The following is a 26,374-nucleotide window of genomic DNA, read 5'->3' as shown; positions in this document are numbered from 1 at the left end:
GGAGCGCGGGGTCGTGGGGGCCGCGGCCCGGTCATCCGGTCCGGCGGCGGCTCCTCAGGCGCAGGGCGGTGACGCCGCACAGGGCGAGTACGGCGACGGCTCCCCCGGCGGCCGCCATGGAGCCCGCGGTCAGCGCGGTCCCGTTGGTGGTGGAGGCGGCGGCGATGGCGGGGCCGGACCCCTTCTTCGCCTCGGGCCCGTAGCCGCCGGCCTCGCCCTTGCGGGCGTACGCGGATCCGGGGAGCTTGTCCGCGTAGGCGGCGTGGACCCGGGTGCGGTACGCGGAGAGCGTCGTCCCCTGCTTGCCGACCGCACGGACGGCGTCCTGGTCGAGCGGGAGCACCCGGTCGCCCTTCTGCACGTACCAGGCGTCGATCTGGGGCTCGTGGAAGACGATGCCGCCGGGCAGCTCGCGGGCGCCGGCCGCGGTGTAGCGGGCCTCGTCGTCGCCGGTGGCGATGTTCACCACCCGCATCCCGCCGTCCTTGCCGGGTTCCGGCAGCGTCCAGAGCGACGCCTTCTGCCCGTCCGAGGAGACGGCGGTGCTGGCCAGGTAGTCGAGGGAGGAGACGGGGGCGCCCGGCTCGCCCGCGACGAACCCGGCGGACAGGGTGCGCACGGGCACCGCCTCGCCCTGGATGCGGGGTGCGGCGGCCTTCTCGGTGACGGCGCCCTCGCGGGCGAAGAACCGGGACAGGGTGTTCAGGGTGGTGGTTTCGGTGGCCGCCTCGTGGGCCGCGGCCAGGGCCGCGGGACCGGCCTGGGGGCCGTCGGCGGCGGCCGCCTGCGGGGCGGCGGTGAGGAGGGCCGTGCCGGCGAGGACACCGGCGGCGGCCAGGGCGGCGGCGAGGGGGCGGCGGGCGCTCCGGGTACGGGTGGTGGTCATGGCGTCACGCCCCGATCCGGTAGAGCGAGTGGGTCCAGGAGAACTCGCTGTTGTTCACGTACCAGGCGTGCGAGGCCCAGTTGTAGCGGTTGCTGGAGGGCCAGGGGTCGCCCCAGTAGACGAGGCTGTTGGCGTCGTCGTAGCCGTACAGGACGTGCATGTGGCCGCCGCCCGACGACCACTGGATACGGGTCTCGACCGGGCGTCCGGCGGCTATCTCGGTCTGCACGGTGGAGTAGCGCAGCCAGCCGCTGACGTACGAGCCGGGGCTGATGCCCGCCCAGTACAGGGCGTTCTGCACGTTGTCGAGGGCGGCCTGCGAGTTCGGGCAGTCGTAGCCCTGGGCGCGGTTGAAGGCGGCGTTGCAGAACTCGTTCTGGCTGTAGTTCCGGCCGTACCAGGTGGCGATGGTGTTGCCGGACGCGGCCCAGCACCAGTTGGTCTTCTGCTGGGCCTGCATCGTGATGTTCAGCCGCTTGGTGGCGGCGAGGGCGGCCGTCGGGGCGGACGCGGTCCGGACCTGGGCGGTGGCGGTGGCGGCTGCGATGCGGGGCTGGTCGGCGGCGGTGGCGGTCGCCGTGGGGACGGCGAGCAGCAGGGCGGCCAGTACGGCTGTCACCGACAGCCGGGCCGGCCTCGTACCTGGGTTGCGCATGGCGTTCCTCCCGGGGCGGGGGGTGGGGGTTCCGAGGAGCGCGTCCGGACGCTGTGGAGGAGCATCAACCGTTGTCGGGGACGGGTCAACACGCTTGAATGCGGGTGAACACCGCGGTGTGAACGCCCGGGGCCGAGGTGTGAACGCGCGCCCCCGGCCACCTGCGGACCGGCACCCGTCGGCGCGGCCCCGTGCCCGGCCGGCGTGAACGTTCACCTGGAGGACCCATGCGGCACACCGAGGCCGAACTGGCGCAGGTGCTGCACACCGGCCCGTTCCACCTGGCCCTGCGCACCGCGCTGTCGGTGCGCGGGCTGCCGCTCCAGCGGGTCCGGCACCATCTGGCGCACCGGGGAATCAAGCTCGGCGTGACCAGCCTGAGTTACTGGCAGCAGGGGGCCCGCCGCCCGCAGCGTCCGGAGTCGCTGCGCGCCGTGAAGGCCCTGGAGGAGGTCCTCGCCCTGCCACCGAATGCGCTGCTCGGCCTCCTGGACGCCGAGGAGCCCCGCCCGGACACCGAGCGCCCGCCCGCGCGCACGTACCGCTCGCTGGTGGAGACGTCCGGGGCCGTGGAGCGGCTGCTCGCGGGGCTGGAGTCACCCGCGGACGGCGGGCTGCACACAGTGGGGCACCAGGAGCGGGTGCGGATCGGGCCGGGGCGCCAGATGCAGCAGCGGGCCTCCCAGCACGTCGTGCGCGCCCACCGGGACGGCATCGACCGCTATCTCGCGGTGTACGTGGGGGACCCGGGGTGCGATCCGGCGCGGGTGACGGTGCGCGCCCGGGAGAACTGCCGGACGGGCCGGGTCCGCTGGGACCGGGAGACCGGGGTACTGGTCGCCGAGCTGCTGTTCGACACCCGGCTGCGCGCGGGCGACACGTACCTCTTCGGCTACGGCTTCGAGGACGGGACCGGCGGGCCGTGCGGCGAGTACATGCGCGGCTTCACCTTCGGCGGCGGGCAGTACGTGCTCCAGGTCGGGTTCGCCGAGGAGGCGCTGCCGGTACGGTGCCGGAGCTTCGCCCAGGCGTCGGCGGGCGCGCCCCGGGGCGCGCGGGCGGAGCTCACGCTGACCGGCCGGCACCGGACCGTACATCTGGTCGAGCAGGGGGTGCGGCCGGGGCTGGTGGGGATCGACTGGGACTGGGAGTAGGTCCGCGGGCGCGGGGGCCGGATCAGGCGTCGGGGCCCGCGATCAGCTTTCCGCCCTCGACGCGGACCGGGACGGCGGGCAGCGGCACGGTCGCGGGGCCGTGGATGGCCTTGCCGGTCGTGGTGTCGAAGCGGCTGCCGTGGCAGGGGCAGTGGCCCTCGTTCTTCTCGACCTTGTCCAGCAGGCAGCCGGCGTGGGTGCACTGGGCGCTGAACGCCTTGAACTCCCCCTTGGCCGGGCAGGTCACGACGACGCGCTGCTCGCGGTAGAGCTTGGACTCGCCGACGGGGATCTCGTCGGGCGCGCCGAGCTCGACGGGGGCGGTGGGGGTCGGCGTCTGGGCGTGGCCGAGCTTCGAGTCGGTCGAGCAGGCGGCGGCCCCCAGCCCGGCGACGCCCGCGAGAGCGGCGCCCTTCAGCACGGTGCGGCGGGCGGCGGGCTGGCCGGACATGCGGTCTCCACGGGTAGGGCGGTCAGAACGGGAAACCGTGCCGGAGCTGCCCGGGGCGGCCGCGGCATCGGTGACGTAACCGACGATACCGGCGGAGACGGGCGCCTCCGCGCGGGGGCCGGTCGTGGCGATCGTGGCTGGTCGGCGGCGGGCAGGACAGCCGGGAACGCGGCGAGGCGGCGCCCCCCCCCGTCGTCAGGGGCCGCCGCCTCGCACCGGGTGTCCGGTGTCAGCTCTTGCGGGCGCGTGCCGTCTTCTTGGCGGCCGTCTTCTTCGCCGTCGCCGTCTTGGCCGTCGCCGTCTTCCGGGCGGCCGGGGCGGACTTCGCGGCCTTCTTGGCCACCGGCTTACGCGCGGCCGGGACGGCGGCCTCGCTGACCCGGTCGGCGTCCAGGATCTCCTGGAGGAACTTCCCGGTGTGGCTGGCGGGGGCGCCCGCCACGTACTCCGGGGTGCCCTCGGCGATGACCAGGCCGCCGCCGCTGCCCCCCTCGGGGCCCATGTCCACGACCCAGTCGGCGGTCTTGATGACGTCGAGGTTGTGCTCGATGACGATCACCGAGTTCCCCTTGTCGACCAGGCCGGAGAGCACCTTGATCAGCTTGGAGATGTCCTCGAAGTGCAGACCGGTGGTCGGCTCGTCCAGCACGTAGACCGTGCGGCCGGTGGAGCGCTTCTGGAGCTCGCTGGCGAGCTTGACCCGCTGGGCCTCACCGCCGGAGAGCGTCGGCGCGGACTGGCCGAGCCGCACGTAACCGAGGCCGACCTCGTTGAGCGTGCGCAGATGACGGGCGATCGTGGGGACGGCCTCGAAGAACTCCAGGCCCTCCTCGATCGGCATGTCCAGGACCTCGGCGATGGACTTGCCCTTGTAGTGGACCTCCAGGGTCTCCCGGTTGTAGCGCGCACCGTGGCAGACCTCGCACGGGACGTACACGTCGGGCAGGAAGTTCATCTCGATCTTGATCGTGCCGTCGCCGGAGCAGTTCTCGCAGCGGCCGCCCTTGACGTTGAAGGAGAACCGGCCCGGCAGATAGCCGCGGACCTTGGCCTCCATCGTCTCCGCGAACAGCTTGCGGACGTGGTCGAAGACGCCGGTGTACGTGGCCGGGTTGGACCGGGGCGTACGGCCGATGGGCGACTGGTCGACGTGCACCACCTTGTCGACCAGGTCGTCCCCGTCGACCCGGGTGTGCCGGCCGGGCACCGACTTGGCGCCGTTCAGCTCGCGGGCCAGGTGGGTGTAGAGGATGTCGTTGACCAGCGTCGACTTGCCGGAGCCCGAGACGCCGGTGACGGCGGTCAGCACGCCGAGCGGGAAGGAGACGTCGATGTCCCGGAGGTTGTTCTCCCGGGCGCCGTGCACCGTGAGCAGCCGCGAGGGGTCCACGGGGCGCCGCACGTCGGGCACGGGGATCGACCTCTTGCCGGTCAGATACTGCCCGGTGACCGACTTGTCGTTGGCCAGCAACTCCTTGAGCGAGCCGGAGTGGACGACCTTGCCACCGTGCTCACCGGCGCCGGGGCCGATGTCGACCACCCAGTCGGCGACCTTGATGGTGTCCTCGTCGTGCTCCACGACGATGAGCGTGTTGCCCATGTCGCGGAGGCGGACCAGAGTCTCGATCAGCCGGTGGTTGTCGCGCTGGTGCAGTCCGATGGAGGGCTCGTCCAGCACGTAGAGCACGCCGACGAGGCCGGAGCCGATCTGGGTGGCGAGCCGGATGCGCTGGGCCTCGCCGCCGGACAGGGTGCCCGCGGCGCGGTTCAGCGAGAGGTAGTCCAGGCCGACGTCGACCAGGAACTTCAGCCGCTCGTTGACCTCCTTGAGGACCCGCTCGGCGATCTTCTTGTCGCGCGCGTTCAGCTTGAGGCGGCCGAGGAATTCGGCGCACTCGCTGATGGACATCGCGGAGACCTCGGCGATGGACTTCTCCATCACCGTGACCGCGAGGACGATCGGCTTGAGCCGGGTGCCCTCACAGGTCGGGCAGGGGACCTCGCGCATGTACCCCTCGAAGCGCTCCCGGCTGGAATCGCTCTCGGCCTCGGAGTGCCGCCGCTTGACGAACTGGACGGCGCCCTCGAAGGACGGGGTGGTGTAGGCGCGCTCGCGCCCGTACCGGTTGCGGTAGCGGACCTCGGTCTGGATCTTGTGGCCGTGCAGCAGGGCCTTCCTGGCGCGCTGCGGCAGCCCGGCCCAGGGGATGTCCGTACGGAAGCCGAGGGCTTCGGCCAGGGCGTTGATCTGGCGGCCGAAGTACTCCTTGGTGTGGCCGTGGGACCAGGGGTGGATGGCGCCCTCGTCCAGGGACTTCTCCTCGTCCGGGACGATCAGCTCCGGGTCGACCTCCATCCGCGTACCGATGCCGGTGCAGTCGGGGCAGGCGCCGAACGGGGAGTTGAAGGAGAAGGAGCGCGGCTCCAGCTCCTCGAAGGAGAGGTCGTCGTACGGGCAGTAGAGGTGCTCCGAGTACATCCGCTCGCGCTCGGGGTCGTCCTCGGGGAGGTCCACGAAGTCGAGCACGACCATGCCGCCGGAGAGGCCGAGCGCGGTCTCGACGGAGTCCGTCAGCCGGCGCTTGGCGCTGTCCTTCACGGTGAGGCGGTCGATGACGACCTCGATGGTGTGCTTCTCCTGCTTCTTGAGCGTGGGCGGCTCGGAGAGCTGGATCGTGGCGCCGTCCACCCGGGCTCGGCTGTAGCCCTTGGTCTGGAGGTCGGAGAACAGGTCCACGAACTCGCCCTTGCGCTCGCGCACCAACGGCGAGAGCACCTGGAAGCGGCTGCCCTCGGGCAGGCCGAGGACCTTGTCCACGATGGCCTGCGGCGACTGGCGCGAGATGGGGCGGTGGCACTCGGGGCAGTGCGGCTTGCCGATCCGGGCGAAGAGCAGCCGGAGGTAGTCGTAGACCTCGGTGATGGTGCCGACCGTCGAGCGCGGGTTGCGCGAGGTCGACTTCTGGTCGATGGAGACGGCGGGCGACAGGCCCTCGATGAAGTCGACGTCCGGCTTGTCCATCTGGCCGAGGAACTGCCGGGCGTACGAGGAGAGCGACTCCACGTAGCGTCGCTGGCCCTCGGCGAAGATCGTGTCGAACGCGAGCGATGACTTGCCCGACCCGGAGAGCCCGGTGAAGACGATCAGGGAGTCGCGGGGAAGGTCGAGCGAGACGTTCTTGAGGTTGTGCTCGCGAGCACCACGGACGATGAGACGGTCGGCCACGCCGGTCCGCACCTTTCTGGAGAGAAGCGGGGGAACTGAGCCCCCGGCCCAGGGTATGGGGGGCGCCACAGCGGTGTACGAAGCTTTCGACTTCGAGCGTATAGCACGCACATTCGAATTGCGGACGGCTGAGAACTCCTTCACCCGAACGAGTGGCCGAGGCTAGGCTCGGCCCCATGACTGATCATGCGCACGACCTGGCAGCACTCCGGGAAGCGACGGATCGGCTGCTCGGAGCCACCGGAAAACTGGACGACGCGGCGCTGTCCGAGCCGTCACGGCTGCCGGGCTGGAGCCGCGGTCATGTCATCGCGCACCTCTCTCGTAACGCCGACGCGCTCGCAAATGTTCTCCGCGGCCTGCCGATGTACGCAGACAGCGAAACCCGCGACCGCGACATCGAGCGGGACGCCCCCCGGTCCCAGGCGAAACAGCTGGCCGATCTGACGGCGAGCGCGGCCCGTTTCGTGGAGGCGGCGGCCGAGCCGGCGGACTGGTCGCGCACGGTGACCCTGCGCAACGGTGTGACGGACTCGGCGGTCCACGTGCCGTTCCGGCGCCGCGGCGAGGTGGAGCTGCACCACGTCGACCTGGGTGTCGGCTACGAGCTGGAGGACCTGCCGGAGGAGTTCACCGCGCGGGAGATCGGCTTCCTGGCCGAGCGGTTCGCCGGACACCCGGAGGTCGTGCCGGCGTCGCTCGCCGACGACACCGGGCGGGTCTGGACGACCGGCGGCGGCGCGGAGGGCGGGCCGGTCGCGGTCCGGGGCACGGCGCCCGAGCTGCTGGGCTGGCTCAGCGGGCGGCGCGACGGCGCGGCGCTGACGGCCGAAGGCGGCACGCTTCCGGCACTGCCCCCGCTGTAGGCCGCTGCCCCCGCTATAGGCTGAGAAGCATGACGTACAGCGGAGCGGTCAGGGTCGGCGGGCCCGCCGATGTGCACGAGCTGACGGATCTGATGATCTCGAAGGTCGCCGTCGGCCCGATGGACAACAACGCCTATCTGCTGCGCTGCCGGGCCACCGGCGAGCAGCTGCTGATCGACGCGGCCGACGAGGCCGGGACGCTGCTGCGGCTGATCGGTGACGACTCGGTCCTCTCCGTCGTCACCACCCACCGGCACCGCGACCACTGGCGGGCGCTGGGCGAGGTGGTCGCGGCGACCGGGGCGCGCACCTACGCGGGGCGGTTCGACGCCGAGGGCATCGAGGTGCCGACAGAGGTCCTGGTCGAGGACGGCGACACCATCCGGGTCGGCGAGGTGGCCCTCACCGCCCGCCGTCTGGCCGGTCACACCCCGGGCTCGATCACGCTCCTGTACGACGACCCGCACGGGGCGCCGCATCTGTTCACCGGGGACTGCCTCTTCCCCGGCGGCGTCGGCAACACGCACAAGGACCCCGAGGCGTTCGCGAGCCTGCTGCACGACGTGGAGACCAAGCTCTTCGCGCCGCTGCCGGACGAGACCTGGGTCTACCCGGGCCACGGGCGCGACACCACGCTGGGGGACGAACGCCCCCACCTGCCCGAGTGGCGCGCCCGGGGCTGGTGAGGCGGGACCGTCCGTCCCCGTACCGCCGGGGCTAGACGCGGTCCCCGGTCTTCGTCGCGCGGGCCTCGGCCTCGGCCTTCTTCTTGTTGGCCATGAGGCTGGTGATCGTGGTGATGATCAGCACCCCGCAGATCACGCCGAGCGAGACCGGGATGGAGATCTCGGGGACGTGCACCCCGGACTCGTGCAGGGCGTGCAGCACCAGCTTGACGCCGATGAAGCCGAGGATCACCGACAGCCCGTAGCTGAGGTGGACCAGCTTCTCCAGCAGACCGCCGATCAGGAAGTACAGCTGGCGCAGGCCCATCAGGGCGAAGGCGTTGGCGGTGAAGACGATGTACGGGTCCTGGGTGAGGCCGAAGATCGCGGGGATGGAGTCCAGCGCGAACAGCACGTCCGTGGTGCCGATGGCGAGCATGACGACCATCAGCGGGGTCATGACGCGCTTGCCGTTGTTGCGGATGAAGAGCTTGGTGCCGTGGTACCGGTCGGCGACGCCGAAGCGGCGCTCGATGCTCTTCAGGAGGCGGTTCTCCTCGAACTCCTCGTCCTCGTCGTCGGCCCGCGCCTCCTGGATGAGCTTCCAGGCGGTGTAGATCAGGAACGCGCCGAAGATGTAGAAGATCCACGAGAAGTTGGCGATGACCGCGGCGCCGGCGGCGATGAAGATCGCCCGCAGCACCAGTGCGATCAGCACGCCGATCAGCAGCACCCGCTGCTGGAGGTGGGAGGGCACCGAGAACTTCGCCATGATCAGCACGAAGACGAAGAGGTTGTCGACGCTGAGCGACTTCTCGGTGATGTAGCCGGCGAAGAACTCGCCCGATGCCTGGGTCTCGCCGAAGACGAGCAACCCGAGGCCGAAGAGTGCGGCCAGCACGATCCAGACGATCGTCCAGATCCCGGCTTCCTTGGTCGACACGTCATGGGGCTTGCGCCCGATGAAGAAGTCGACGGCGATGAGGGCGCACAGACCAAAGATGGTCAGCGCCCAGAGGGTCCATGAAACGTCCACTGCGCCTCCGGCAGTTCGCTACGGGCTACTGATCAGCGTCGTCGCTGCCGGAGGTCTCTTCCACCCGGGCGCGCGGGCTGCGCACCTGGGCCGGCGCCCCGGGACCGGTCACAGTCCGTACTGACGGGAACGCCGCGTATGGGAGTACTCCCCTCCGCTCCATGAACGGTACAGGAAATACCAAGGAAAGGTAAAGAGAAGCCTAAAGAATCTCCAAAAGAGCAGGTCAATGGCGGTTTGCCGAAGGCGTTACGGGGCCCGGCGGCTCAGCGGTGCCCGGTGCGACGGGCCTGCGCCACCCGCTCCAGCACCTGGTCCAGGACCGCGCTCCCCGGCGGCGTCCTGGGCGGCTCGTACGTCCACGCGTGACCGACCCAGGGGTCGGCCAGATGGTCGTCGGCGACCGGGGTGACCCGCAGCAGCGAGCGCCACAGCGGATCCAGGATGGGGCCGTACTCGGACGCCTCCTCCCGGTCCGCGACCATCATCAGGTGGACGCCCACGGACGGCCCCTCGTCGGCGAGGTAGCGCAGCTGGGTCACCGCCCGGTCGTCGAAGCCGTGCGGGAAGTCGTTGACGATCAGCAGTTGCTCGGCCGGGTCCAGGTCCGGCGGCAGCGAGTCGGCGGCTCCGGCCCGGATCGCCATCTGCACCAGGTCCACCCGCCGGGTGAGGTGGGCGAGGACCGAGGAGACGCCCTGCGCCCCGGCGGCGGGCGGCGAGGGCAGCACCCCGGAGCGGACCAGCGGGGCGAGCGCCCCGGCGGCCGATCCGGCCGGGTCGATGACGTGGACCGTGAACTCGTTCGGCGGGTAGACCGCCAGCAGCCGGGCCGCGTGCAGCACGGCGGTCTCCATCGCGAGCCTGCGCAGCTGGTCCGGGCCGGTCAGGGCGGCGGCCTCGGAGGCGGTGCGCCCGCTGTCGATCCACATGCCGCGCTCCAGCGGCAGCCGGACGAGGAGCGGGATGCGCAGGTCGGCGCGCTCCGGGAGGTGGAGGTCGCCGATGCGCAGCGCCATGGGGATCTCCATCGGCACCCGGTAGCCGTGCCAGACGGGGTTGTCCCAGCCCGCGTACGGGGCGGGGAGCGCGGGCTCCACGACGGCGGACTCGGCGTCGAGCTGGGCGAGGTCGCGGTCCAGGGACTCGCGGGCACGGGCGGTCAGCTCGTCGCGCTTGGCGCGGGCCTCCTCGCGGGCCCGGTCCCCCGCGCCGCCGATGCGGCTGCGCGGGTCGGACAGGGTGCGCTCCAGCTCCTGGTCCATCCGGGACTCGGCGAAGTCGACGGCGCTGCGGTAGGCGGCGACGGCGCGGGCCAGGTCCTCGAACATGCCCCACACCTGGTTGTACAGGCGCTCGTCCATGGACCAGCCGGTGGCGTCCCCGGCGACGGGCTGGGCGGGCTGCCCCGACTGGGCGGGCGGCGCGGCCGGGGGCGGCGGCGGGGGCGCGGTGGACTGGCGGCGCGGGTGCGCGTAGTTGACCGGGCCGCCCGGAGCGGCCGGCTCCGCCAGTGGCTCGGGCTGCGCCGGTGTGGCCGGCGGGGGCGGCGGGACGGGCGGCTGCCCGTTGCCCGGGGCGGGGGCCGGGGTGGGCGCGTGCCTGACCCGGTCGCCCTCCGGGGTGCGGGGCGGCGGCGGAGCCACCGAGCGGGCGAGGCCCCGGGCGACCGCGTCCTGGATGGTCCCGGCCAGCTCGGCGGCCCGGTCCACGCCCTGGTCGGCGAGCATGGCCGCGAGGCCGCCCGCGTATCCCTGGCCGACCGCGCGGACCTTCCAGGCGCCTTGGCGGCGGTACAGCTCCAGGGCGGCGACCGCGGACTCGCTGTCGAGGCCGGTCAGCGTGAAGGTGGCGATCTCAGCGCCGTCGAGGGCGGTGACCGCGACGAAGGGCGAGGCGACGGCGCCGAACCGGGTCGGCCCGCCGGCGTCGAGCGGGAGGGCCAGCAGCACCGTGACCCGGTGGACCCCCTCGGGCAGGGCGTCGAGGTCGACGGCGAGGCGGTGGTCGGCGGCGGCCTGCCGGGAGACCTCAAGACCGTGCAGCTGCGGTGACCCGGGGTGGGCGATCCACTCGACGCCGGCCACCCTGCCGTGCTCGTCACCGAGCGTGGCACCGGCCACGACGGGCGCCCCGGCCGATATCCGGATCTCCAGACGGGTCTGGGGCAAGGTGTGGTTCTGCCCCCGGACCAGCTCGGCCGTCATTGCCCTGTCCCCTCGACGTGGTACCGCTGGTGTGGGTGAAGTATGCGGGCAGCTCCCGGTGGCCGATGCCGCCGGGAGCTGCGCGTACCGCGATGCGGACCTGACGGTCCGGTGTGCCGTCCTACAGGTGCGGCAGGATCGCCGGCATGAGGTCCTGGAAGGTGCGGCCGTTGGCCGGGGTGCCGATGGCGGTCATCTTCCAGGCGTTGCCCGCGCGGTGCACCTTCGCCATGATCTGCGCGGTGTACTGCCCGCCGCCGTCCAGCGTGTAGCGGGCGAGCTCCTGGCCGTTGGTCTCGTCCACGATGCGGCAGAAGGCGTTCTGCACCTCCTGGAACGTCTGGCCGGTGAAGGAGTTCACCGTGAAGACGATCTGGTCGATGTGGACCGGCACCCGCTGGAGGTCCACGAGGATCGACTCGTCGTCGCCGCCGGAACCGGCGCCGCCCACGAGGTTGTCCCCGGTGTGCCGCACCGAGCCGTCGTCGCTGGTGAGGTGCCGGAAGAACACGACGTCGACCGGCTGCTTGTCGGCGAACAGGACGGCCGAGGCGTCCAGGTCGATCTCCCGGGTGCGCGAGCCGAACAGACCGCGGCGCGGTGCCGCCTGCCAGCCGAGCCCCATCCGTACCGCGGTCAGGGTCCCCCCGTCGCTCTTCTGCAGGCTGATGGCCTGGCCCTTGGTCATATTGACCGTCACGCGCTGTCCCCTCTCCGCATTCCCCGCAACCGTCCTTGTGCGGTTTCCCCGCACCCTACGCAGTGGTGTCACCCGCGCGGAGGGCCTGGGCCGTTTTGTGTCGGTCCTGCAACATGCCGCCCGAACCACCCGGCCGGTCAGGCCAGACCGGCCTCGCGCATCTGGCGCAGCTCCTTCTTCAACTCGCCCACCTCGTCGCGCAGCCGGGCGGCGACCTCGAACTGGAGGTCGGCCGCGGCGGCGCGCATCCGGTCCGTCATCTCCTCGATGATCCCGGCCAGTTCGGTCGCCGGGCGGTCGGTGACCGCCGCGGCGTCCCGGCCGGACCTGCCCGCCTTGCCGGCCTTCGCGGACTTCCCGGCCGTCGCCGCCTTGCCGTCGCCGGGGACGGCGTGCTTGCCGAGGGAGGGCACGGGTGCCTTGCCCTCCTTGCCCTGGCGGTAGCCGGTGCCGAGCAGTTGCTCGGTGTCGACCTCCTCGCGCGCGATGGTGGCGACGATGTCGTTGATCTTCTTGCGCAGCGGCTGCGGGTCGATGCCGCGCTCGGTGTTGTACGCGATCTGCTTCTCGCGGCGGCGGTTGGTCTCGTCGATGGCCTGCGCCATGGCCGGGGTGACCTTGTCCGCGTACATATGGACCTGGCCCGAGACGTTGCGCGCCGCGCGGCCGATGGTCTGGATCAGCGAGGTGCCCGAGCGCAGGAAGCCCTGCTTGTCGGCGTCGAGGATGGCCACGAGGGACACTTCGGGCAGGTCCAGGCCCTCGCGCAGGAGGTTGATCCCGACCAGGACGTCGTACTCGCCGGAGCGCAGCTCGCGCAGCAGCTCGATGCGGCGCAGCGTGTCGACGTCGCTGTGGAGGTAGCGGACCTGGATGCCGAGCTCCAGGAAGTAGTCGGTCAGGTCCTCCGCCATCTTCTTGGTGAGCGTGGTGACCAGGACCCGTTCGTCGCGCTCGGCGCGCACCCGGATCTCGTGCACCAGGTCGTCGATCTGGCCCTCGGTGGGCTTGACGACGACCTCGGGGTCAACCAGGCCGGTCGGGCGGATGATCTGCTCCACGAAGCCGTCGCCGCGGGACAGTTCGTAGGTGCCCGGGGTGGCGGAGAGGTAGACCGTCTGGTTGATCCGCTGGAGGAACTCCTCCCACTTCAGCGGGCGGTTGTCCAGGGCGGACGGCAGCCGGAAGCCGTGGTCGACCAGGGTCCGCTTGCGGGAGGCGTCGCCCTCGTACATGGCGCCGATCTGCGGGACCGTGACGTGCGACTCGTCAAGCACCAGGAGGAAGTCCTCCGGGAAGTAGTCGAGGAGGGTGTTGGGGGCGGTGCCGGGGGAACGGTCGTCGAAGTGCATCGAGTAGTTCTCGACGCCGGAGCAGGTGCCGATCTGGCGGAGCATCTCGATGTCGTACGTCGTACGCATACGGAGCCGCTGGGCCTCCAGCATCTTGCCCTGCTTCTCCAGCTCGGCCAGCCGCTCCTCCAGCTCCCGTTCGATGCCGCTGACGGCCTTCTCCATGCGCTCGGGACCCGCCACGTAGTGGCTGGCGGGGAAGACGTGGAGGGACTGGTCCTCGCTGATGACCTCGCCGGTCAGCGGGTGCAGCGTGGACAGGGCCTCGATCTCGTCGCCGAACATCTCGATGCGGACGGCGAGCTCCTCGTAGACCGGGAAGATCTCGATGGTGTCGCCGCGCACCCGGAAGGTGCCCCGGGTGAAGGCCAGGTCGTTGCGCGTGTACTGGATCTCCACGAAGCGGCGCAGCAGCTGGTCGCGGTCGATCTCCTCGCCCACCTTGAGCTGGACCATGCGGTCCACGTACTCCTGCGGTGTGCCGAGGCCGTAGATGCAGGAGACGGAGGCGACCACGACGACGTCGCGCCGGGTGAGCAGCGAGTTGGTCGCGGAGTGGCGCAGCCGCTCGACCTCCTCGTTGATCGAGGAGTCCTTCTCGATGTAGGTGTCCGACTGCGGGACGTACGCCTCGGGCTGGTAGTAGTCGTAGTACGAGACGAAGTACTCGACGGCGTTGTTGGGCAGGAGCTCGCGGAACTCGTTGGCCAGCTGGGCGGCGAGCGTCTTGTTCGGCGCCATGACCAGCGTGGGGCGCTGGAGCTTCTCGATCATCCACGCGGTGGTCGCGGATTTGCCGGTGCCGGTCGCGCCGAGGAGCACGACGTCCTTCTCCCCCGCGCGGACGCGCTTCTCCAGCTCGGCGATGGCCGCGGGCTGGTCGCCGCTGGGCTGGTAGGGGCTGATGACCTCGAAAGGCGCCACCGTACGTTCGATCTTCGAGACTGGCCGCATGCAACCACCGTACGACCCGCCACTGACAACGGGCCCGGTTCACCAGTCCGCGGGCCCCACGGCGTCGCGCGGGCGGGAGTGGAAGGAGGCCGGGTCGGCGTACGTGCCGAAGCGCGGGACCTGGCGCTGGGCCGGGACGCCGGGCGTCCGCACGGCGCGCGGGTCGTCCCAGTCGGGCGTGCCCATGACCACCAGCGGGTCGAACATGACCACGACGGCGGCCAGCAGCAGGAAGCAGGCGGGGCCGAGCAGCATGGGGACCAGCAGCGCGCCCGCGCTGTCGCCGGGGGCGTGGGCGGCGGCCGAGGCGGAGGGGTGCAGATGGACCCGGAGCGCGGCCATGCCGGTGTAGTGCATGCCGCTCACGGCGACGCCCATCACGATGCTCGCGCCGAGGCTGGGCAGGAAGCCGTGGATGGAGACGGCGGCCCACAGCGCGGCGGTCGAGGCGACCACGGCGATGACCACGGAGAGGCTCACGGTCACCGTGTCGTACTCGAACCGCCCATCAAGACGCATTCCCGCCATGCCGAGGTAATGCATGGAGGCCACACCGAGTCCGGTGATCGTGCCTCCCGTCACCAGGGCCATGCGGGTGGCGCCCCGGTACCCGACCAGGAAGATCCCGATGCCGACCATGACGATCGCGACGGCGAGGCTGGCGAAGGTGATCGGTTTGTCGTAGCCGATCGGCACCTCTTCGACGGAGAAGCCCGTCATCGCGATGAAGTGCATGGTCCAGATGCCCGAACCTATGGAGGTCGCCCCGAGAGCCAGCCAGCCGGCCCTGAAGGAACGCTCGGTACGCAGTGACCGCGTGGTGCAGCGCAGGCCCAGCGCCGCACCGAGGCACGCCATCAGGAACGCCGCCGCAGGGGTCACCGCTCCGTAGCTGAAGCCGTCGATCGTGCCCTGCATCCTTGTACGCCCTTCGCAGCAGCAAGCCCGGGTCAGGACGATCCCAGGGGCTGTCGTCCGGGCGCAAGGCCCGGCAGACACAACAGAAGTGCCGCATCTTATCGACCGGGCCGACAGCGGGTGACGCGGTCCCTTCACACAGTGGCCATCCTGCGCCTGTTCGGTGTTCGGGGCCGGCTGAGACGCTCGGGCCGTCCGCAACTCTGACGCAAGGAGTCCACGTGTACGCAGGCACCGCTACCGCCTCCGTCGCCGCCGCTGCCGTCATGGGCGCCGGCACGTTGCTGATGCCGCATCCGGGCACCCCGGTCGCGGACACCCCGCTGACCCGGCACCCGGTCCAGCGGGTCGCCCCGGTCCGCCGGGCCGCCGACGCCAAGGCGGACCACCCGCGCGTCTACGCCCACCGGGGCGCCTCGGCGTACGCTCCCGAGAACACGCTCAGGTCCGTGGACAAGGCCGACGCGCTGGGCTTCGACTGGGTGGAGAACGACGTCCAGCTCACCAGGGACGGGGTGGTGGTCGTCATCCACGACACCGACCTCAGGCGGACGACGAACGCCGAGGAGGTGTTCCCGGACCGTGCGCCCTGGGCGGTCAAGGACTTCACCGCCGCCGAGATCTCCCGGCTGGACGCGGGCGGCTGGTTCGGGCCCGCGTACGCCGGGACCCGGGTGCCGACCCTGCACCAGTATCTGAAGCGGCTCGGCCACAACGGGCAGAACCTCCTGCTGGAGATCAAGAGCCCGGAGAGCTACCCGGGGATCGAGCGGGCGACCCTCCGGGTGCTGGACGAGGAGGGTTGGCTGGACACGAGCCATGTCCGGAGCCGCCTGGTGATCCAGAGCTTCGGCGCCGACAGCGTGCGTACGGTGCACTCCCTGCGCCCGGACGTGGTGACCGGCTTCCTCGGCGCCCCGGCCGTCTCCGAGCTGCCCGCCTACGCGGCGTTCGCCGACCAGATCAACCCCTCGTACACGGGCCTGTCGGGCGGCTATGTGACGGCGGCGCACGCCCTGAAGGGCCCGCACGGCAAGGCGCTCCAGGTGAACCCCTGGACGGTGAACGGCGCGGCGGCCGCGCGCCGGGTCGAGGGCATGGGGGTGGACGGGATCATCACGAACACCCCCGACGTGGTGCGCGCGGCCACCCGGGGCTGAGTCCGCCGGGCCCCGTTGTCAGTGGGCCGCCGTACGGTGGTGGCATGGACAGCAACGGGGTCGTCGAGTGGGCCGTGGTCGAGAGCGACATCGGTCCGTTGATGCTGGCCGCGACGGAGACGGGGCTGGTGAGCGTCGTCTTCCACGCCCGCCCGGAGATACGGGACAGGGCGCTGGACCGGCTGCGGGGCCGGCTCGGCGCGGAGCCGGTGCGGGCCCCCGGCTCCGCCCGGCTGGCCGAGCCGATACGCCAGTTCGAGGCGTACTTCGCGGGGACGCTGCGGGAGTTCTCGCTCGGCCTGGACTGGTCGCTGACCGCCGGCTTCCACCGCCAAGTGCTGCAGGAGCTGGCGCGGGGCGTGCCGTACGGGGCGGTCGCCGGTTACGGGGAGCTGGCCGAGCGGGTCGGGCAGCCGGGCGCGGCCCAGGCGGTCGGCGCGGCGATGGGGTCCAACCCCCTGCCCGTGGTGGTGCCGTGCCACCGGGTGGTGGAGAGCGACGGCGGGATAGGCGGCTTCGGCGGCGGCCTGGAGACCAAGCGGCAACTGCTGGCGCTGGAAGGGGTGCTGCCGGAGCCGCTGTTCTGAGCCGTGCCGTCAGACGGGGTCCGGGTCCGCGTCCGGCCGGTGCGCGACCAGCACCGGCTGGAAGAAGCCCGTCGCCTCCGGCTGGTGCCAGGCGGGCTCCGTCAGGCCGGCCCGCCGGGCGAAGCCGGTGAGCTGGTCCTGCGCGAGCGCCCAGTACGAGGTGCGGCGCGTACGCACGTCCCAGCCCTCGTCCCCCTCCGCCGCCGGGTGCAGCTGGAAGTGCTCCAGGTCGTAGCGCTCGCCGTCCGGGCGCCAGTGCCACAGCTGGAAGGTGACGACCCGGCCGCCCGTCTCGTCCCTGACCTGCGGCGGCGTGGACGCGGGCCGCGCGCGGCGCAGCCGGTCGTACGGCCGGGTGGAGACCAGGAGTACGCCGCCGGGGCGGAGCACCCTGCGCATCTCGCCGAGTGCCGCCTGCACCGCTTCCGGGGTGAGCAGGTGCGGCAGCGAGTTGTCGGCGCACACGACGACGTCGAAGGAGCGGTCGCCGAAGGGCAGTCGCGTCATGTCGGCGGCCGTCGTGCGCAGGTCCAGGCCGCGCGCGGCCGCCTCCTTCGCTGCGCGGGCCGCGGCGGCGGGGCTCAGGTCGCTGCCGGTGACCCGGTGTCCGCGCGCGGCGAGGCCGAGCGCCTGGGTGCCGATGCCGCAGGCGCAGTCCAGTACGTCGTACGGGGCGCCCTCGCCGAGCGCGGTGGTGATCAGGCCCGACAGCGCGGCGGCCTGGCGCTCGATGCTCGCCTGCCAGTCGGCGTACACGAGGTCGTAGTCGGCGGCGAGGTCGTCGTAGAAGTCACGTACGGAGGAGGTGGGTTGGCCGGTCGCGGAGGGCATGGGCCGACCCTAACGCCCCCTACGCGGCTGCCGGCGGACGGTTTCGCGCCACCCGGCGGGCCGGGGCGGGCCCTGCCACGTTTGAGTGCCGCCCACCCGCGACAGGGATGTGGACATGTCACTCAACGCGCCCCTCGACGCCACCCCCTACGCGCCGGTCCTCTCCGCCGAGGTGCGGGCCGCCCTCGCCGCGCACCGGCCGGTCGTCGCCCTGGAGTCGACGATCATCGCCCACGGTCTGCCCCGCCCCCGCAATCTGCGGGTCGCCGGGGAGCTGGAGGGGCTCGTGCGGTCCGCCGGGGCCGTGCCCGCGACCGTGGCGGTGCTGGACGGGCGGGCCAGGATCGGGCTGGACAAGGCCGAGCTGGAACGGGTGGCCGAGGACCCGGGGATGCGCAAGCTGGGGCACCGCGACCTCGCCCCGGCGCTGGCGGCCGGGGCGAGCGGGGCGACGACCGTGTCCGCGACCGCCCACCTGGCGGCCCGGGCCGGGCTGCGGGTCTTCGCGACCGGCGGGCTCGGCGGGGTGCACCGGGGCTGGACCGAGACGCAGGACGAGTCGGCGGACCTGCGGCTGCTGGCGCGTACGGGGATCACCGTGGTGTGCGCGGGTGTGAAGTCGATCCTGGACGTCCCGGCCACGCTGCAACGGCTGGAGACGCTGGGCGTCGGGGTGCTCGGCTACGGCACGGACACGTTCCCCGGGTTCTACCTGAGCAGTTCGGGCGAGCCGGTCGACTGGACGGTGACCTCGCCCGGGGAGGTCGCCGAGGTGATGCGTGCCCAGGACGCGCTGGGCGGCCCCGAGGCCGCGCTGATCGTGGCCAACCCCGTACCGGAGGACGAACAGCTGGACCCCGGGCTGCACGACCGGGTGCTCGCCGAGGCGCTGGCGGCCTGCCGGGAGCGGGGGGTGGCGGGGCAGGCGGTCACGCCGTTCCTGCTGGACCATCTGGTGCGGCACACCGGCGGCGCCTCGCTGGAGGCCAACCTCGCCGCGGTCCGGGGCAATGTGGCGCTCGCCGCCCGTATCGCGACGGCCTGGGCGGCGCGGTGAGCGGCGGCCTCCTCGTCGTCGGGGACGTGGTCACCGATGTGGTGGCCCGGCACGGGTCGGCGCTGGCCCACGGCACGGACACGGCCGCCGTGATCCGGACCCGGGCGGGCGGCGCGGGGGCCAACGTGGCCTGCTGGGCGGCGCGCGCGGGCTGCCGGGACGTGCGGCTGCTGGCCCGGGTGGGCGCCGACTCGGCGGACTGGCACCGCGGGCTGCTGCGGCGGGCGGGAGTGCGCGGGCTGCTCGCGGTGGACGAGGAGGCGCCGACCGCGACCGTCGTGGCCCTGGTGGACTCCGCCGCCGAGCGCACCTTCCTCACCGACAGCGGCGCGGTGCTGCGGCTCTCCCCCGAGGACTGGTCGCCCACGCTGCTCGACGGGGTCGCCCACCTCCACCTGTCGGGCTATCTGCTGTTCGCCGATACGAGCCGGGCGACGGCCCTGCTCGCCCTGCGGGAGGCCGTACGGCGCAACGTTCCGGTGAGCGTGGACCCCGCGTCGGCGGGCTTCCTGGCCGGTCTCGGCGTCGACCGGTTCCTCGCCCTGACCGAGCGGGCGGACCTGCTGCTGCCCAACGCGGACGAGGCCCGGCTGCTCACCGGCCTGCCGGACCCGGCGGACGCGGCCGCGAAGTTGAGCATGCCCGCGCGCCGGGTGGTCGTGACGCTCGGCGGGGGCGGGGCGCTGCTCGCCACCGGGGGCGCGGTGACCGGCCGGGTCCCGGCGGCGCCGGCCGGGCGGGCCGTGGACTCGACCGGGGCGGGCGACGCGTTCACCGGGGGCTTCCTCGCGGCGCGGCTGGCGGGCGCGGACGACGCGGTGGCGGCTGCGGCGGGGTGCCGGGCGGGGGCGGAGGCCGTCGCAACGGTGGGCGGGCGGCCGCCGTTGCCGGGCGAGTAACGGGACTCGAACCCGCGCCTCACCCCAGCCCCGTCCATGCCGGGTGCCCCGGGTCGTCCGCCCGCACCACCGCGTCCGCGTTGTCGGCGGGCGCCACCTCGTCCTCGTACCGCTCGAAGGCGGGCAGGGTCCACAGCTCGTCCTCCGGCGTGCGCCGCCGCAGGGCGCCCGCCGATAGGCGCAGGTGGACGGCGAGGTCGAAGGGGAACCAGTGGCCGAGCAGCAGCGGTCCGTGCAGGATCAGCACCCCGCCCTCCGGCAGCCGCTGGTACGGGCTGCGCGTGGCCCGGTCCGTCGCCGGGTCCCACAGATCGGGCAGCACCCGCCCGCTGCCGCCCGGTTCCAGGGGGCCGAACACCTCGCGCCACAGGGCGCCGGTGTCGAACCAGCTGCCGAAGTACGCGTCCGGGTCCTGTTTCCCGTACTCGTACCGCAGGCTCGCCGGCCGCAGGAATCCGGCGGTGGAGACGGGGAGCACGGCGCGGCCCCGGAGCCGCAGCGCCGCGGCGACCGAACCGGCCAGGTCGCCGGGGCGGGCGGCCGGGGCGCCGTCGACGGCGATCTTCAGCCAGGGTCCGCCGTCGGCCGGTTCCCGCGCGTCGGCGTGCGCGGCGAGCGCGTCCGTCAGCCGGTCCCGGGTGATCGCTTCGAATCGCACCCGTCCATCATCGCGCGTCGCGCCCGGTGGCCGGATGCCGGAATGCCTCGGCCGCGATCCGCCGCGAGGATTACGGTCGTGGCCATGGATCTTGAATTCGCCCGTACGTTCGCCGCGCGCTGGCAGGACGACTGGAACTCCCACGACCTGGAACGCATCCTGACGCACTACCACGAGGACGTGACCTTCAGCTCCCCGATGATCGCGCGCTTCACCGGCGACCCCTCCGGGACCGTGCGCGGCAAGGACGCCCTGCGGGCGTACTGGGCGCGCGGGCTCGCACTCATCCCGGACCTGGAGTTCGAGGTGATGGACGTCCGGGCGAGCGTCGACTCGCTGGTGATCGACTACCGGAACCAGATCGGCGGCCGGGTGTACGAGGTGCTGACCCTCCGCGACGGGCTGGTGATCGCCGGGCTCGGCGCGTACGGGGAGACACTCGCCCGCTGACTGCGGCCGGCCGACGGGTGGGCGTCCCCGCGCGTCACTTCCCCGGTCCGCACTCCACCGCGTCGGCGTCGTCGGAGAGTTCGCTGCCCTCGGGCAGCAGATACGTCACCCAGAGGACCACCGGCTCGGTGCCCAGATTGCGCCCGATGTGACGGTGCCTCTTCCCCGACGGTTCGATGAACGACGTGCCCGCCGGGGACACCTCGACCGAGCAGTCGTCCAGGGTGCGGGTCAGCGTGCCGGACTTGACGACGGCGATCAGCTGGCCGGTGTGGGTGTGCCAGCCGGTGGAACCGCCCGGCTCGATGGTGATCGTGCGGAAGGTGACGTCCGCCCGGCCCTTCGGCGCCTTCACCTTCAGCTTGCCCACCGAGGTGCCCTTGGCGACGACGGTCGCGGTCACCCCGCTGCCGGGCGTGGCACCGGCCGCCGTCGGCACGAACGCGAGCGCCGCCACGCACCCCGCGACGACGAACGCCCTGCCGCACCGGCTCTGCCGCACCCGCTGTACGCCGTTCCCCATGGCTCTCTCCTGTCTCGGGTGTCACGGACATCTCAAATGCCCGGACGGTACCCGGAAGAGGACCGCTGGAATCACGCCATCGGCATCCGGCCCAGCCGGCCGGCCGTCAGGCGCCGCGCAGTTCCTCGGCCAGCGCGCCGTCTCCGTAGACCTCGATCCGGCCGTCCCTGACCGCCTCCGCGAACGTCGGCTCGCCGCGCCCGAGCGCGAGGCACAGCTCCGCGTCGAGGACGACGCGCGCGTCGGCGTCCGCGGCGGGCCCGTCCCCGTACACCGGCACGCCGGCCGCCACCTCGCCCGTACGGATGTGGAACTCGCCCTCGTCCAGACGGACATCGAGCACGCCCGTGGCCGCCCCCTTCAGGGCCCTCAGCAGCGGGAGCGCGAACCAGTGCGCCCGGACCGCGTCCGTGGGCCGCCGCTCGACCAGCGCGGGGGCGCCCCACTCGGCGAGCGCGGCGAGGACCGGCAGCAGTCCGTGGCCGCGTGCGGTGAGCGCGTACACCGTGGCGGCGGCCGGCGGCGGGAGCTTCTGACGGGTGACGAGGCCGCCCTGCTCCATGTCCTTGAGCCGGGAGGCCAGCACGTCGGTGCTGACGCCGGGCAGGTCGGCGTGGAGATCGGTGTAGCGGCGGGGACCGGCCAGCAGTTCACGGACGATCAGCAACGTCCACCGGTCGCCGACCGCGTCGAGGGCGCGGGCGCCGGCGCAGAACTGGTCGTAACTCCGGCGGCGGGCCGGGCGGGGGGCCGGCTGTGTCTGACGTGGCATGCGACGCAGTCTAGACATGTTGTTGGACTTTCCAAGCCCGAGCTTGGTAAAACCAAGTATCGCAATCGGGTCGGGGAGGCACCGCATGGAATTCCGCCAGTCCAGCAAGCTCAACGAGGTCTGCTACGAGATCCGGGGCCCCGTCATCGAGCACGCCAACGCCCTGGAGGAGGCGGGCCACAGCGTGCTCCGGCTCAACACGGGCAACCCGGCCCTCTTCGGCTTCGAGGCGCCGGAGGAGATCGTCCAGGACATGATCCGGATGCTCCCGCAGGCCCACGGCTACACGGATTCGCGCGGCATCCTGTCCGCCCGGCGCGCCGTGGTCCAGCGCTACCAGGCGATGGGGCTGACCGAGGTCGGCGTGGACGACGTCTTCCTCGGCAACGGCGTCTCCGAGCTCATCTCGATGGCCGTGCAGGGGCTCCTGGAGGACAGCGACGAGGTGCTGATCCCGTCCCCGGACTACCCGCTGTGGACCGCGGTCACGACGCTGGCCGGCGGGAAGGCCGTGCACTACACCTGCGACGAGGCGTCCGACTGGAACCCGGACGTCGCCGACATGGCCTCGAAGATCACCGACCGCACCCGGGCCGTCGTGATCATCAACCCCAACAACCCGACCGGCGCCGTCTATCCGCGCGAGGTCCTTGAGGCCATCCTCGACCTGGCCCGTAGGCACGGCCTGATGGTGTTCGCCGACGAGATCTACGACCAGATCCTCTACGACGACGCCGAGCACCACAGCGTGGCGGTACTCGCCCCGGACCTCGTCTGCCTCACCTTCAGCGGGCTCTCGAAGACGTACCGGGTGGCCGGGTTCCGCTCCGGCTGGATGGTGGTGTCGGGCCCGAAGCAGCACGCCCGCAGCTATCTGGAGGGGCTGACGATGCTGGCCTCCATGCGGCTGTGCCCCAACGCCCCCGCCCAGTACGCCATTCAGGCCGCGCTCGGCGGCCGGCAGTCGATCCGGGACCTGGTGGTGCCCGGAGGCAGGCTGTACGAGCAGCGCGACCGGGCCTGGCAGAAGCTGAACGAGATCCCGGGCGTCTCCTGCGTGAAGCCGAAGGGCGCGCTGTACGCCTTCCCGCGCATCGACCCGAAGGTGCACCCGATCGCGGACGACGAGAGGTTCGTCCTGGACCTGCTGCTGCGCGAGAAGATCCAGGTCGTCCAGGGCACCGGCTTCAACTACCCGCGCCCCGACCACTTCCGCATCCTGACCCTGCCGCACGCGGACGACCTCGACGCGGCCATCAGCCGGATCGGGCGGTTCCTGGCGGGGTACCGGCAGTGAGGTCGCGGGCTTCCTGATCGTCCTGGCCTTCCTGGTCTTCCCGGAGCGCGGCACGGCCAAGGCCGGCGGCTGCGAGGGAGAGGACTGCGGCTGCCACGGCCGTGGTCATCGCGGCCGTGCCCCCGCGCTGTTCCACCAGCGTGCCGACGACGACCGGGGCGAGCGAGGCGGCCCCCGTGGCCGCGAGCGCGACGACGCTGATGACGCGGCCCTGGATGCGGGCCGGAGTGGTCGCGGCGAGGCGTCCGAAGAGCAGCGAGTTGACGGCAGGAGCCAGGAACAGACCTGCGGCGAGCGGGGCCACCATCAGCAGGCTGCCGTTCAGAGCGGTGCTCGCCACGAGCAGGGCCAGCAGGGCGCCCAGGGCCGCCAGCAGCAGGCGGTGGAAGGGCAGGAGCCCTTGCAGGCGGACCGCGCAGAGGGCTCCGAGCAGGCCCCCGATCGCGATGCAGCCCTGGGCCAGACCGAGCGCCCTCGGGCTGTGACCGGCTTCCGCGAGGATCAGCACGGTCGAGAACTGCGCACCCGTCAGCGCGAAGTTCACCGGTGCCGCCACGAGGACCACCGACCGGAGGTAGGGGCTCGCCAGGACATGGCGCAGGCCCTCCAGCGTGTCGTGGCGGAGCGAGGTCGCGGCGCTCCCTGCCTGATTCGGGTGGGCGGGTCTGCGGATGAAGGAGACCGCCAGGAACGAGAGCAGGTAGCTCAGGGCGTCGAAGAGGAACGGGACCGCACGGCCGAGCCCGTATAGGAAGCCTCCCAGCGGGGGCCCGGCCAGCGATGCCCCGTACGAGCGCGCCTCGTTCTTGGCGAAGGCGTCCGCGAGCTGTGACTCCGGTACGAGCTGGCTGATGACCGACATCTCGGCCGCGCCGAACAGCACGTCCAGCACGGCGGCCGCCCCCGCGACCACGAAGATCACCGCGAGCGAGGCGTGACCGAGCAGGAGCGCCGCGACCAGGACCGTGAAGAGGACGGCCCGCCCCGCGTCGCACACCTGCATGACGCGCTTCCGGTTCAGGCGGTCGGCCATCACACCGGCGGGGAGCATGAAGCCGACCCGGATGACCGCCTGGAGCGTGCCGAGTGCCCCCGCCTGCACGGCGGAACCGCGCAGCGACAGCACGAGCAGGGGGAACGCCAGGAGCGACACTGCGGTGCCGAGCTCGGAGACCGCCTGACCTCCCCACAGCAGGGTGAAGTCCCTGTTTCTGCGTAACGGCTTCGTGCCGTCGGGCTTCGTATCCGCTGTGGCCGCTGTTTCGGCGGTCATGCTGTCCCCCCGGTCGTTCGGTGCTGGCGGTGTGTTCAGGCGAACGGATGGGTGAGGATCACCACCTCCACCGGCCTGGCGTCCGCCGGCCTCGACGCGGGGTCGTGAAGCCTGTCCCGGTAGCGCATGACCAACGTGTCGATCTCTCCCTGGAGTTCGTCCGCCTCGTCCGGGGTGACCCACCAAATCGTGTGCGTCCGCTCGCTTTTCCGCCCGTGTGCCCGATGGCGTTCGAGTTGGCGCTCCAGGGCCAGGTCACCGAGATGCCGGACCGCCAGGTCGCGCTCCCGCCCGGCGGACGTCTCGTCGTCGGGATCACTCTCCATGGACCAGCCGAGCCGGGTGACCCGCCATGGACGGGAGCGGCCGGGCATGGGTCCGGCCTCCTCCACGAAGCCGTACTTCGCGAGCTGGCGAAAGTGGAACGAGCAGGTGGTGGGGGACTCGCCGATCAGCTGCCCCGCCTGGGTCGCCGTCAACGGCCCCTGGACGCTGAGGGCTTCGATGAGCGCGAGCCGCACGGGATGCGAGAGCGCCCGCATGGAGGCCGGATCGGTGAGGCGGCGGGGGCCTTCGGGAGCGAAGACCTGCTCATCGGCCTCGTCGGTACCGGCCGGCCGGGCCTCCGCCTCGGCCGGGGCAGGTGCTCGATGGGCTCGCTGTGCGGATTCTTTCGACTGCGCCATGCAATGAGAGTGTTCTCTCGATAGAATTCTGTCAATAGAGGGGGCGCCCGACGCGTCCGTGCGCTCCCGCCCGTTCGGGTGGAATCCCTGTGGCACCCCTTGTCCGGCAGGGGCCGTCGGGGCCCGCTTGCGACAGTGAGGCCCGCGCGTCCGCGCGCCTCTCCCCGTATCCGGACCGAAGGGCTCCCCCATGCCTCTCCTGTTCCGCACCGCCGCCGCGAGCGAGCCGGCCGGCTCCCCCGACAACCGCCGCCCGCGCCGGCGGACCGCGCTCGTCGCCGCCACGGCGGGGCTCGCCGTCCTGGCGGTGGGCACGCCCGTCGCGTACGCCACCCTCGGCTCGGGCGCCTCGCCGGAGCCCCGCCCGGCGGTGGCGGGGGCCGTACGGGGGAAGGACTACATCGAGACCCGGCTGCTCTTCGGCACCGAACGCCCGGACGGCGGGGCGGTGGTGACCGACCGGCAGTTCCTCGCGTTCATCGACGAGGAGGTCACCCCGCGCTTCCCGAACGGGCTGACCCTCCAGGACGGCCGGGGCCAGTGGCGCGACTCCCACGGCGTCATCGAACACGAGCGCAGCTACGAGCTGACCCTGCTCTACCCGGCCTCCGAGGCCCGGCTGCGCGGCCGCCAGATCGAGCGCATCCGCGACGCGTACGAGAAGGAGTACGCGCAGGACTCGGTGGGCCGGCTGGAGGAGCGGGTGACGGCGGACTTCTGAGCGCGGCCCGTTCCCGCGCCAGTGGTACGGGCCCGGGCCGGCCCGGTCGCGTCACGCACCGGTCGTACCGGGCCGGGCCAGCACCCTGGCCGCCGCGTGCGCGCCCGCCACGGCGACCGGGAGGAGCGCCAGTCCGGCCGCGGTCTCCCGGGCGCCGCCGACCGGGATGCCCGCCGCCCGCAACCGGCGCAGCGCCCAGAGCGAGTACGGAATGACCACGGTCGGCGAGGCGATCTTCGACGCCGCGCTGCGGCTGCTCGCCGAGCGCGGGCACGCGGGACTCACATCGAGGCCGTCGCCCAGGAGGCGGGGGTTCTGAACTGCTGTGTGTGGAGTGCGTGTGAGTGAGTCGTCGTGCATGGGAGTGAGCAGGGTGGTGCGGGTGGACGG

26 protein-coding genes are annotated in these 26,374 nt (G+C 72.3%); 10 read left to right on the top strand and 16 right to left on the bottom strand.

Annotation, left to right across the window (positions count from 1 at the left end; all coding sequences use genetic code 11):
- Nucleotides 1-31: 31 nt before the first annotated feature.
- Nucleotides 32-886, bottom strand: a complete 855-nt coding sequence (locus OG867_RS25230) for a hypothetical protein (RefSeq protein ID WP_406288729.1) — start codon at nt 884-886, stop codon at nt 32-34.
- A 4-nt stretch (nt 887-890) separates the two neighbouring features.
- A complete protein-coding gene (locus tag OG867_RS25225; RefSeq protein ID WP_328899638.1) occupies nt 891-1,541 on the bottom strand; it encodes a papain-like cysteine protease family protein in 651 nt (216 codons plus the stop codon).
- Between the two features lie 227 nt (nt 1,542-1,768).
- Between OG867_RS25225 and OG867_RS25220 the strand changes: the two genes are divergently transcribed.
- On the top strand, nt 1,769-2,695 hold the full coding sequence (locus tag OG867_RS25220) for a hypothetical protein (protein WP_328899639.1): 927 nt from the start codon (nt 1,769-1,771) through the stop codon (nt 2,693-2,695).
- A 22-nt stretch (nt 2,696-2,717) separates the two neighbouring features.
- On the opposite strand, the gene OG867_RS25215 is transcribed toward OG867_RS25220, so the two are convergent.
- Together OG867_RS25215 and uvrA are read right to left on the bottom strand one after the other, a co-directional pair.
- Nucleotides 2,718-3,146 carry a Rieske (2Fe-2S) protein gene (locus OG867_RS25215; protein WP_406288726.1) on the bottom strand — a complete coding sequence of 143 codons (429 nt, stop codon included), beginning with the start codon at nt 3,144-3,146 and terminating at the stop codon, nt 2,718-2,720.
- Nucleotides 3,147-3,375: 229 nt separating this feature from the next.
- Complete coding sequence (gene uvrA / locus OG867_RS25210) at nt 3,376-6,372, bottom strand: excinuclease ABC subunit UvrA (RefSeq protein ID WP_406288724.1); 2,997 nt, start codon at nt 6,370-6,372, stop codon at nt 3,376-3,378.
- A gap of 176 nt (nt 6,373-6,548) precedes the next feature.
- Here uvrA and OG867_RS25205 point away from each other — a divergent pair, with 176 nt between their 5' ends.
- Both OG867_RS25205 and OG867_RS25200 read left to right on the top strand, forming a co-directional pair.
- Entirely contained in the window at nt 6,549-7,238 is a 690-nt protein-coding gene (locus OG867_RS25205; protein WP_406288722.1) for a maleylpyruvate isomerase family mycothiol-dependent enzyme, read from the top strand.
- A gap of 29 nt (nt 7,239-7,267) precedes the next feature.
- On the top strand, nt 7,268-7,924 hold the full coding sequence (locus OG867_RS25200) for an MBL fold metallo-hydrolase (RefSeq protein ID WP_406288720.1): 657 nt from the start codon (nt 7,268-7,270) through the stop codon (nt 7,922-7,924).
- 31 nt (nt 7,925-7,955) lie between these two features.
- Here OG867_RS25200 and OG867_RS25195 read toward each other — a convergent pair whose 3' ends face one another.
- From OG867_RS25195 to OG867_RS25175, 5 genes are all read right to left on the bottom strand, one after another.
- Nucleotides 7,956-8,939: a TerC family protein gene (locus tag OG867_RS25195; protein ID WP_328899644.1), complete on the bottom strand. Its 984-nt coding sequence runs from the start codon at nt 8,937-8,939 to the stop codon at nt 7,956-7,958.
- 266 nt (nt 8,940-9,205) lie between these two features.
- Nucleotides 9,206-11,146, bottom strand: a complete 1,941-nt coding sequence (locus OG867_RS25190; protein WP_406288718.1) for a TerD family protein — start codon at nt 11,144-11,146, stop codon at nt 9,206-9,208.
- Nucleotides 11,147-11,267: 121 nt separating this feature from the next.
- The gene (locus OG867_RS25185; protein WP_328899646.1) at nt 11,268-11,846 is read right to left on the bottom strand and encodes a TerD family protein; all 579 of its coding nucleotides are present in this window, start codon (nt 11,844-11,846) and stop codon (nt 11,268-11,270) included.
- A 137-nt stretch (nt 11,847-11,983) separates the two neighbouring features.
- A complete protein-coding gene (uvrB, locus tag OG867_RS25180; protein ID WP_328899647.1) occupies nt 11,984-14,152 on the bottom strand; it encodes an excinuclease ABC subunit UvrB in 2,169 nt (722 codons plus the stop codon).
- Between the two features lie 39 nt (nt 14,153-14,191).
- Nucleotides 14,192-15,070: an MHYT domain-containing protein gene (locus OG867_RS25175; protein WP_328899648.1), complete on the bottom strand. Its 879-nt coding sequence runs from the start codon at nt 15,068-15,070 to the stop codon at nt 14,192-14,194.
- A gap of 221 nt (nt 15,071-15,291) precedes the next feature.
- On the opposite strand from OG867_RS25175, the gene OG867_RS25170 reads away from it, so the two are divergent.
- Both OG867_RS25170 and OG867_RS25165 read left to right on the top strand, forming a co-directional pair.
- On the top strand, nt 15,292-16,230 hold the full coding sequence (locus tag OG867_RS25170; protein WP_406288714.1) for a glycerophosphodiester phosphodiesterase: 939 nt from the start codon (nt 15,292-15,294) through the stop codon (nt 16,228-16,230).
- A 44-nt stretch (nt 16,231-16,274) separates the two neighbouring features.
- Nucleotides 16,275-16,817, top strand: coding sequence for a methylated-DNA--[protein]-cysteine S-methyltransferase (locus OG867_RS25165; protein ID WP_406288712.1), 543 nt, complete (start codon nt 16,275-16,277; stop codon nt 16,815-16,817).
- Between the two features lie 9 nt (nt 16,818-16,826).
- Here the strand turns inward: OG867_RS25165 and OG867_RS25160 are convergent, their stop codons facing one another.
- Nucleotides 16,827-17,648 (bottom strand): class I SAM-dependent methyltransferase, encoded by an 822-nt coding sequence (locus OG867_RS25160; protein ID WP_406288710.1) that lies wholly within the window; start codon nt 17,646-17,648, stop codon nt 16,827-16,829.
- Between the two features lie 115 nt (nt 17,649-17,763).
- Here OG867_RS25160 and OG867_RS25155 point away from each other — a divergent pair, with 115 nt between their 5' ends.
- Together OG867_RS25155 and OG867_RS25150 are read left to right on the top strand one after the other, a co-directional pair.
- Complete coding sequence (locus OG867_RS25155; RefSeq protein WP_406288708.1) at nt 17,764-18,705, top strand: pseudouridine-5'-phosphate glycosidase; 942 nt, start codon at nt 17,764-17,766, stop codon at nt 18,703-18,705.
- Nucleotides 18,702-19,604 carry a carbohydrate kinase family protein gene (locus tag OG867_RS25150; protein WP_406288706.1) on the top strand — a complete coding sequence of 301 codons (903 nt, stop codon included), beginning with the start codon at nt 18,702-18,704 and terminating at the stop codon, nt 19,602-19,604. Before OG867_RS25155 ends, OG867_RS25150 begins: the two co-directional genes overlap by 4 nt.
- A 19-nt stretch (nt 19,605-19,623) precedes the next feature.
- On the opposite strand, the gene OG867_RS25145 is transcribed toward OG867_RS25150, so the two are convergent.
- Nucleotides 19,624-20,262, bottom strand: coding sequence for a uridine kinase (locus OG867_RS25145; RefSeq protein ID WP_406288703.1), 639 nt, complete (start codon nt 20,260-20,262; stop codon nt 19,624-19,626).
- An 84-nt stretch (nt 20,263-20,346) separates the two neighbouring features.
- Between OG867_RS25145 and OG867_RS25140 the strand changes: the two genes are divergently transcribed.
- Nucleotides 20,347-20,712, top strand: coding sequence for a nuclear transport factor 2 family protein (locus tag OG867_RS25140; protein ID WP_406288700.1), 366 nt, complete (start codon nt 20,347-20,349; stop codon nt 20,710-20,712).
- A 34-nt stretch (nt 20,713-20,746) separates the two neighbouring features.
- Here OG867_RS25140 and OG867_RS25135 read toward each other — a convergent pair whose 3' ends face one another.
- Both OG867_RS25135 and OG867_RS25130 read right to left on the bottom strand, forming a co-directional pair.
- Entirely contained in the window at nt 20,747-21,235 is a 489-nt protein-coding gene (locus OG867_RS25135) for a cupin domain-containing protein (RefSeq protein WP_406288697.1), read from the bottom strand.
- 106 nt (nt 21,236-21,341) lie between these two features.
- On the bottom strand, nt 21,342-22,007 hold the full coding sequence (locus OG867_RS25130) for a winged helix-turn-helix transcriptional regulator (protein WP_406288694.1): 666 nt from the start codon (nt 22,005-22,007) through the stop codon (nt 21,342-21,344).
- 85 nt (nt 22,008-22,092) lie between these two features.
- Between OG867_RS25130 and OG867_RS25125 the strand changes: the two genes are divergently transcribed.
- Nucleotides 22,093-23,304 carry a pyridoxal phosphate-dependent aminotransferase gene (locus OG867_RS25125; protein ID WP_406288691.1) on the top strand — a complete coding sequence of 404 codons (1,212 nt, stop codon included), beginning with the start codon at nt 22,093-22,095 and terminating at the stop codon, nt 23,302-23,304.
- On the opposite strand, the gene OG867_RS25120 is transcribed toward OG867_RS25125, so the two are convergent.
- Both OG867_RS25120 and OG867_RS25115 read right to left on the bottom strand, forming a co-directional pair.
- Nucleotides 23,264-24,577 (bottom strand): MFS transporter, encoded by a 1,314-nt coding sequence (locus OG867_RS25120; protein WP_406288688.1) that lies wholly within the window; start codon nt 24,575-24,577, stop codon nt 23,264-23,266. The two genes, OG867_RS25125 and OG867_RS25120, sit on opposite strands and share 41 nt — an antisense overlap.
- Before the next feature lie 35 nt (nt 24,578-24,612).
- On the bottom strand, nt 24,613-25,263 hold the full coding sequence (locus tag OG867_RS25115) for a helix-turn-helix domain-containing protein (protein ID WP_328899660.1): 651 nt from the start codon (nt 25,261-25,263) through the stop codon (nt 24,613-24,615).
- A gap of 190 nt (nt 25,264-25,453) precedes the next feature.
- Between OG867_RS25115 and OG867_RS25110 the strand changes: the two genes are divergently transcribed.
- On the top strand, nt 25,454-25,984 hold the full coding sequence (locus tag OG867_RS25110; RefSeq protein WP_406288685.1) for a DUF3574 domain-containing protein: 531 nt from the start codon (nt 25,454-25,456) through the stop codon (nt 25,982-25,984).
- Nucleotides 25,985-26,035: 51 nt separating this feature from the next.
- Here the strand turns inward: OG867_RS25110 and OG867_RS25105 are convergent, their stop codons facing one another.
- Entirely contained in the window at nt 26,036-26,269 is a 234-nt protein-coding gene (locus OG867_RS25105; protein ID WP_328899662.1) for a hypothetical protein, read from the bottom strand.
- Nucleotides 26,270-26,374: the final 105 nt, after the last annotated feature.

The organism is Streptomyces sp. NBC_00209 (assembly GCF_045206345.1).
GTDB lineage: Bacteria > Actinomycetota > Actinomycetes > Streptomycetales > Streptomycetaceae > Streptomyces.
This window is presented reverse-complemented; position numbering and strand designations above follow the sequence as displayed.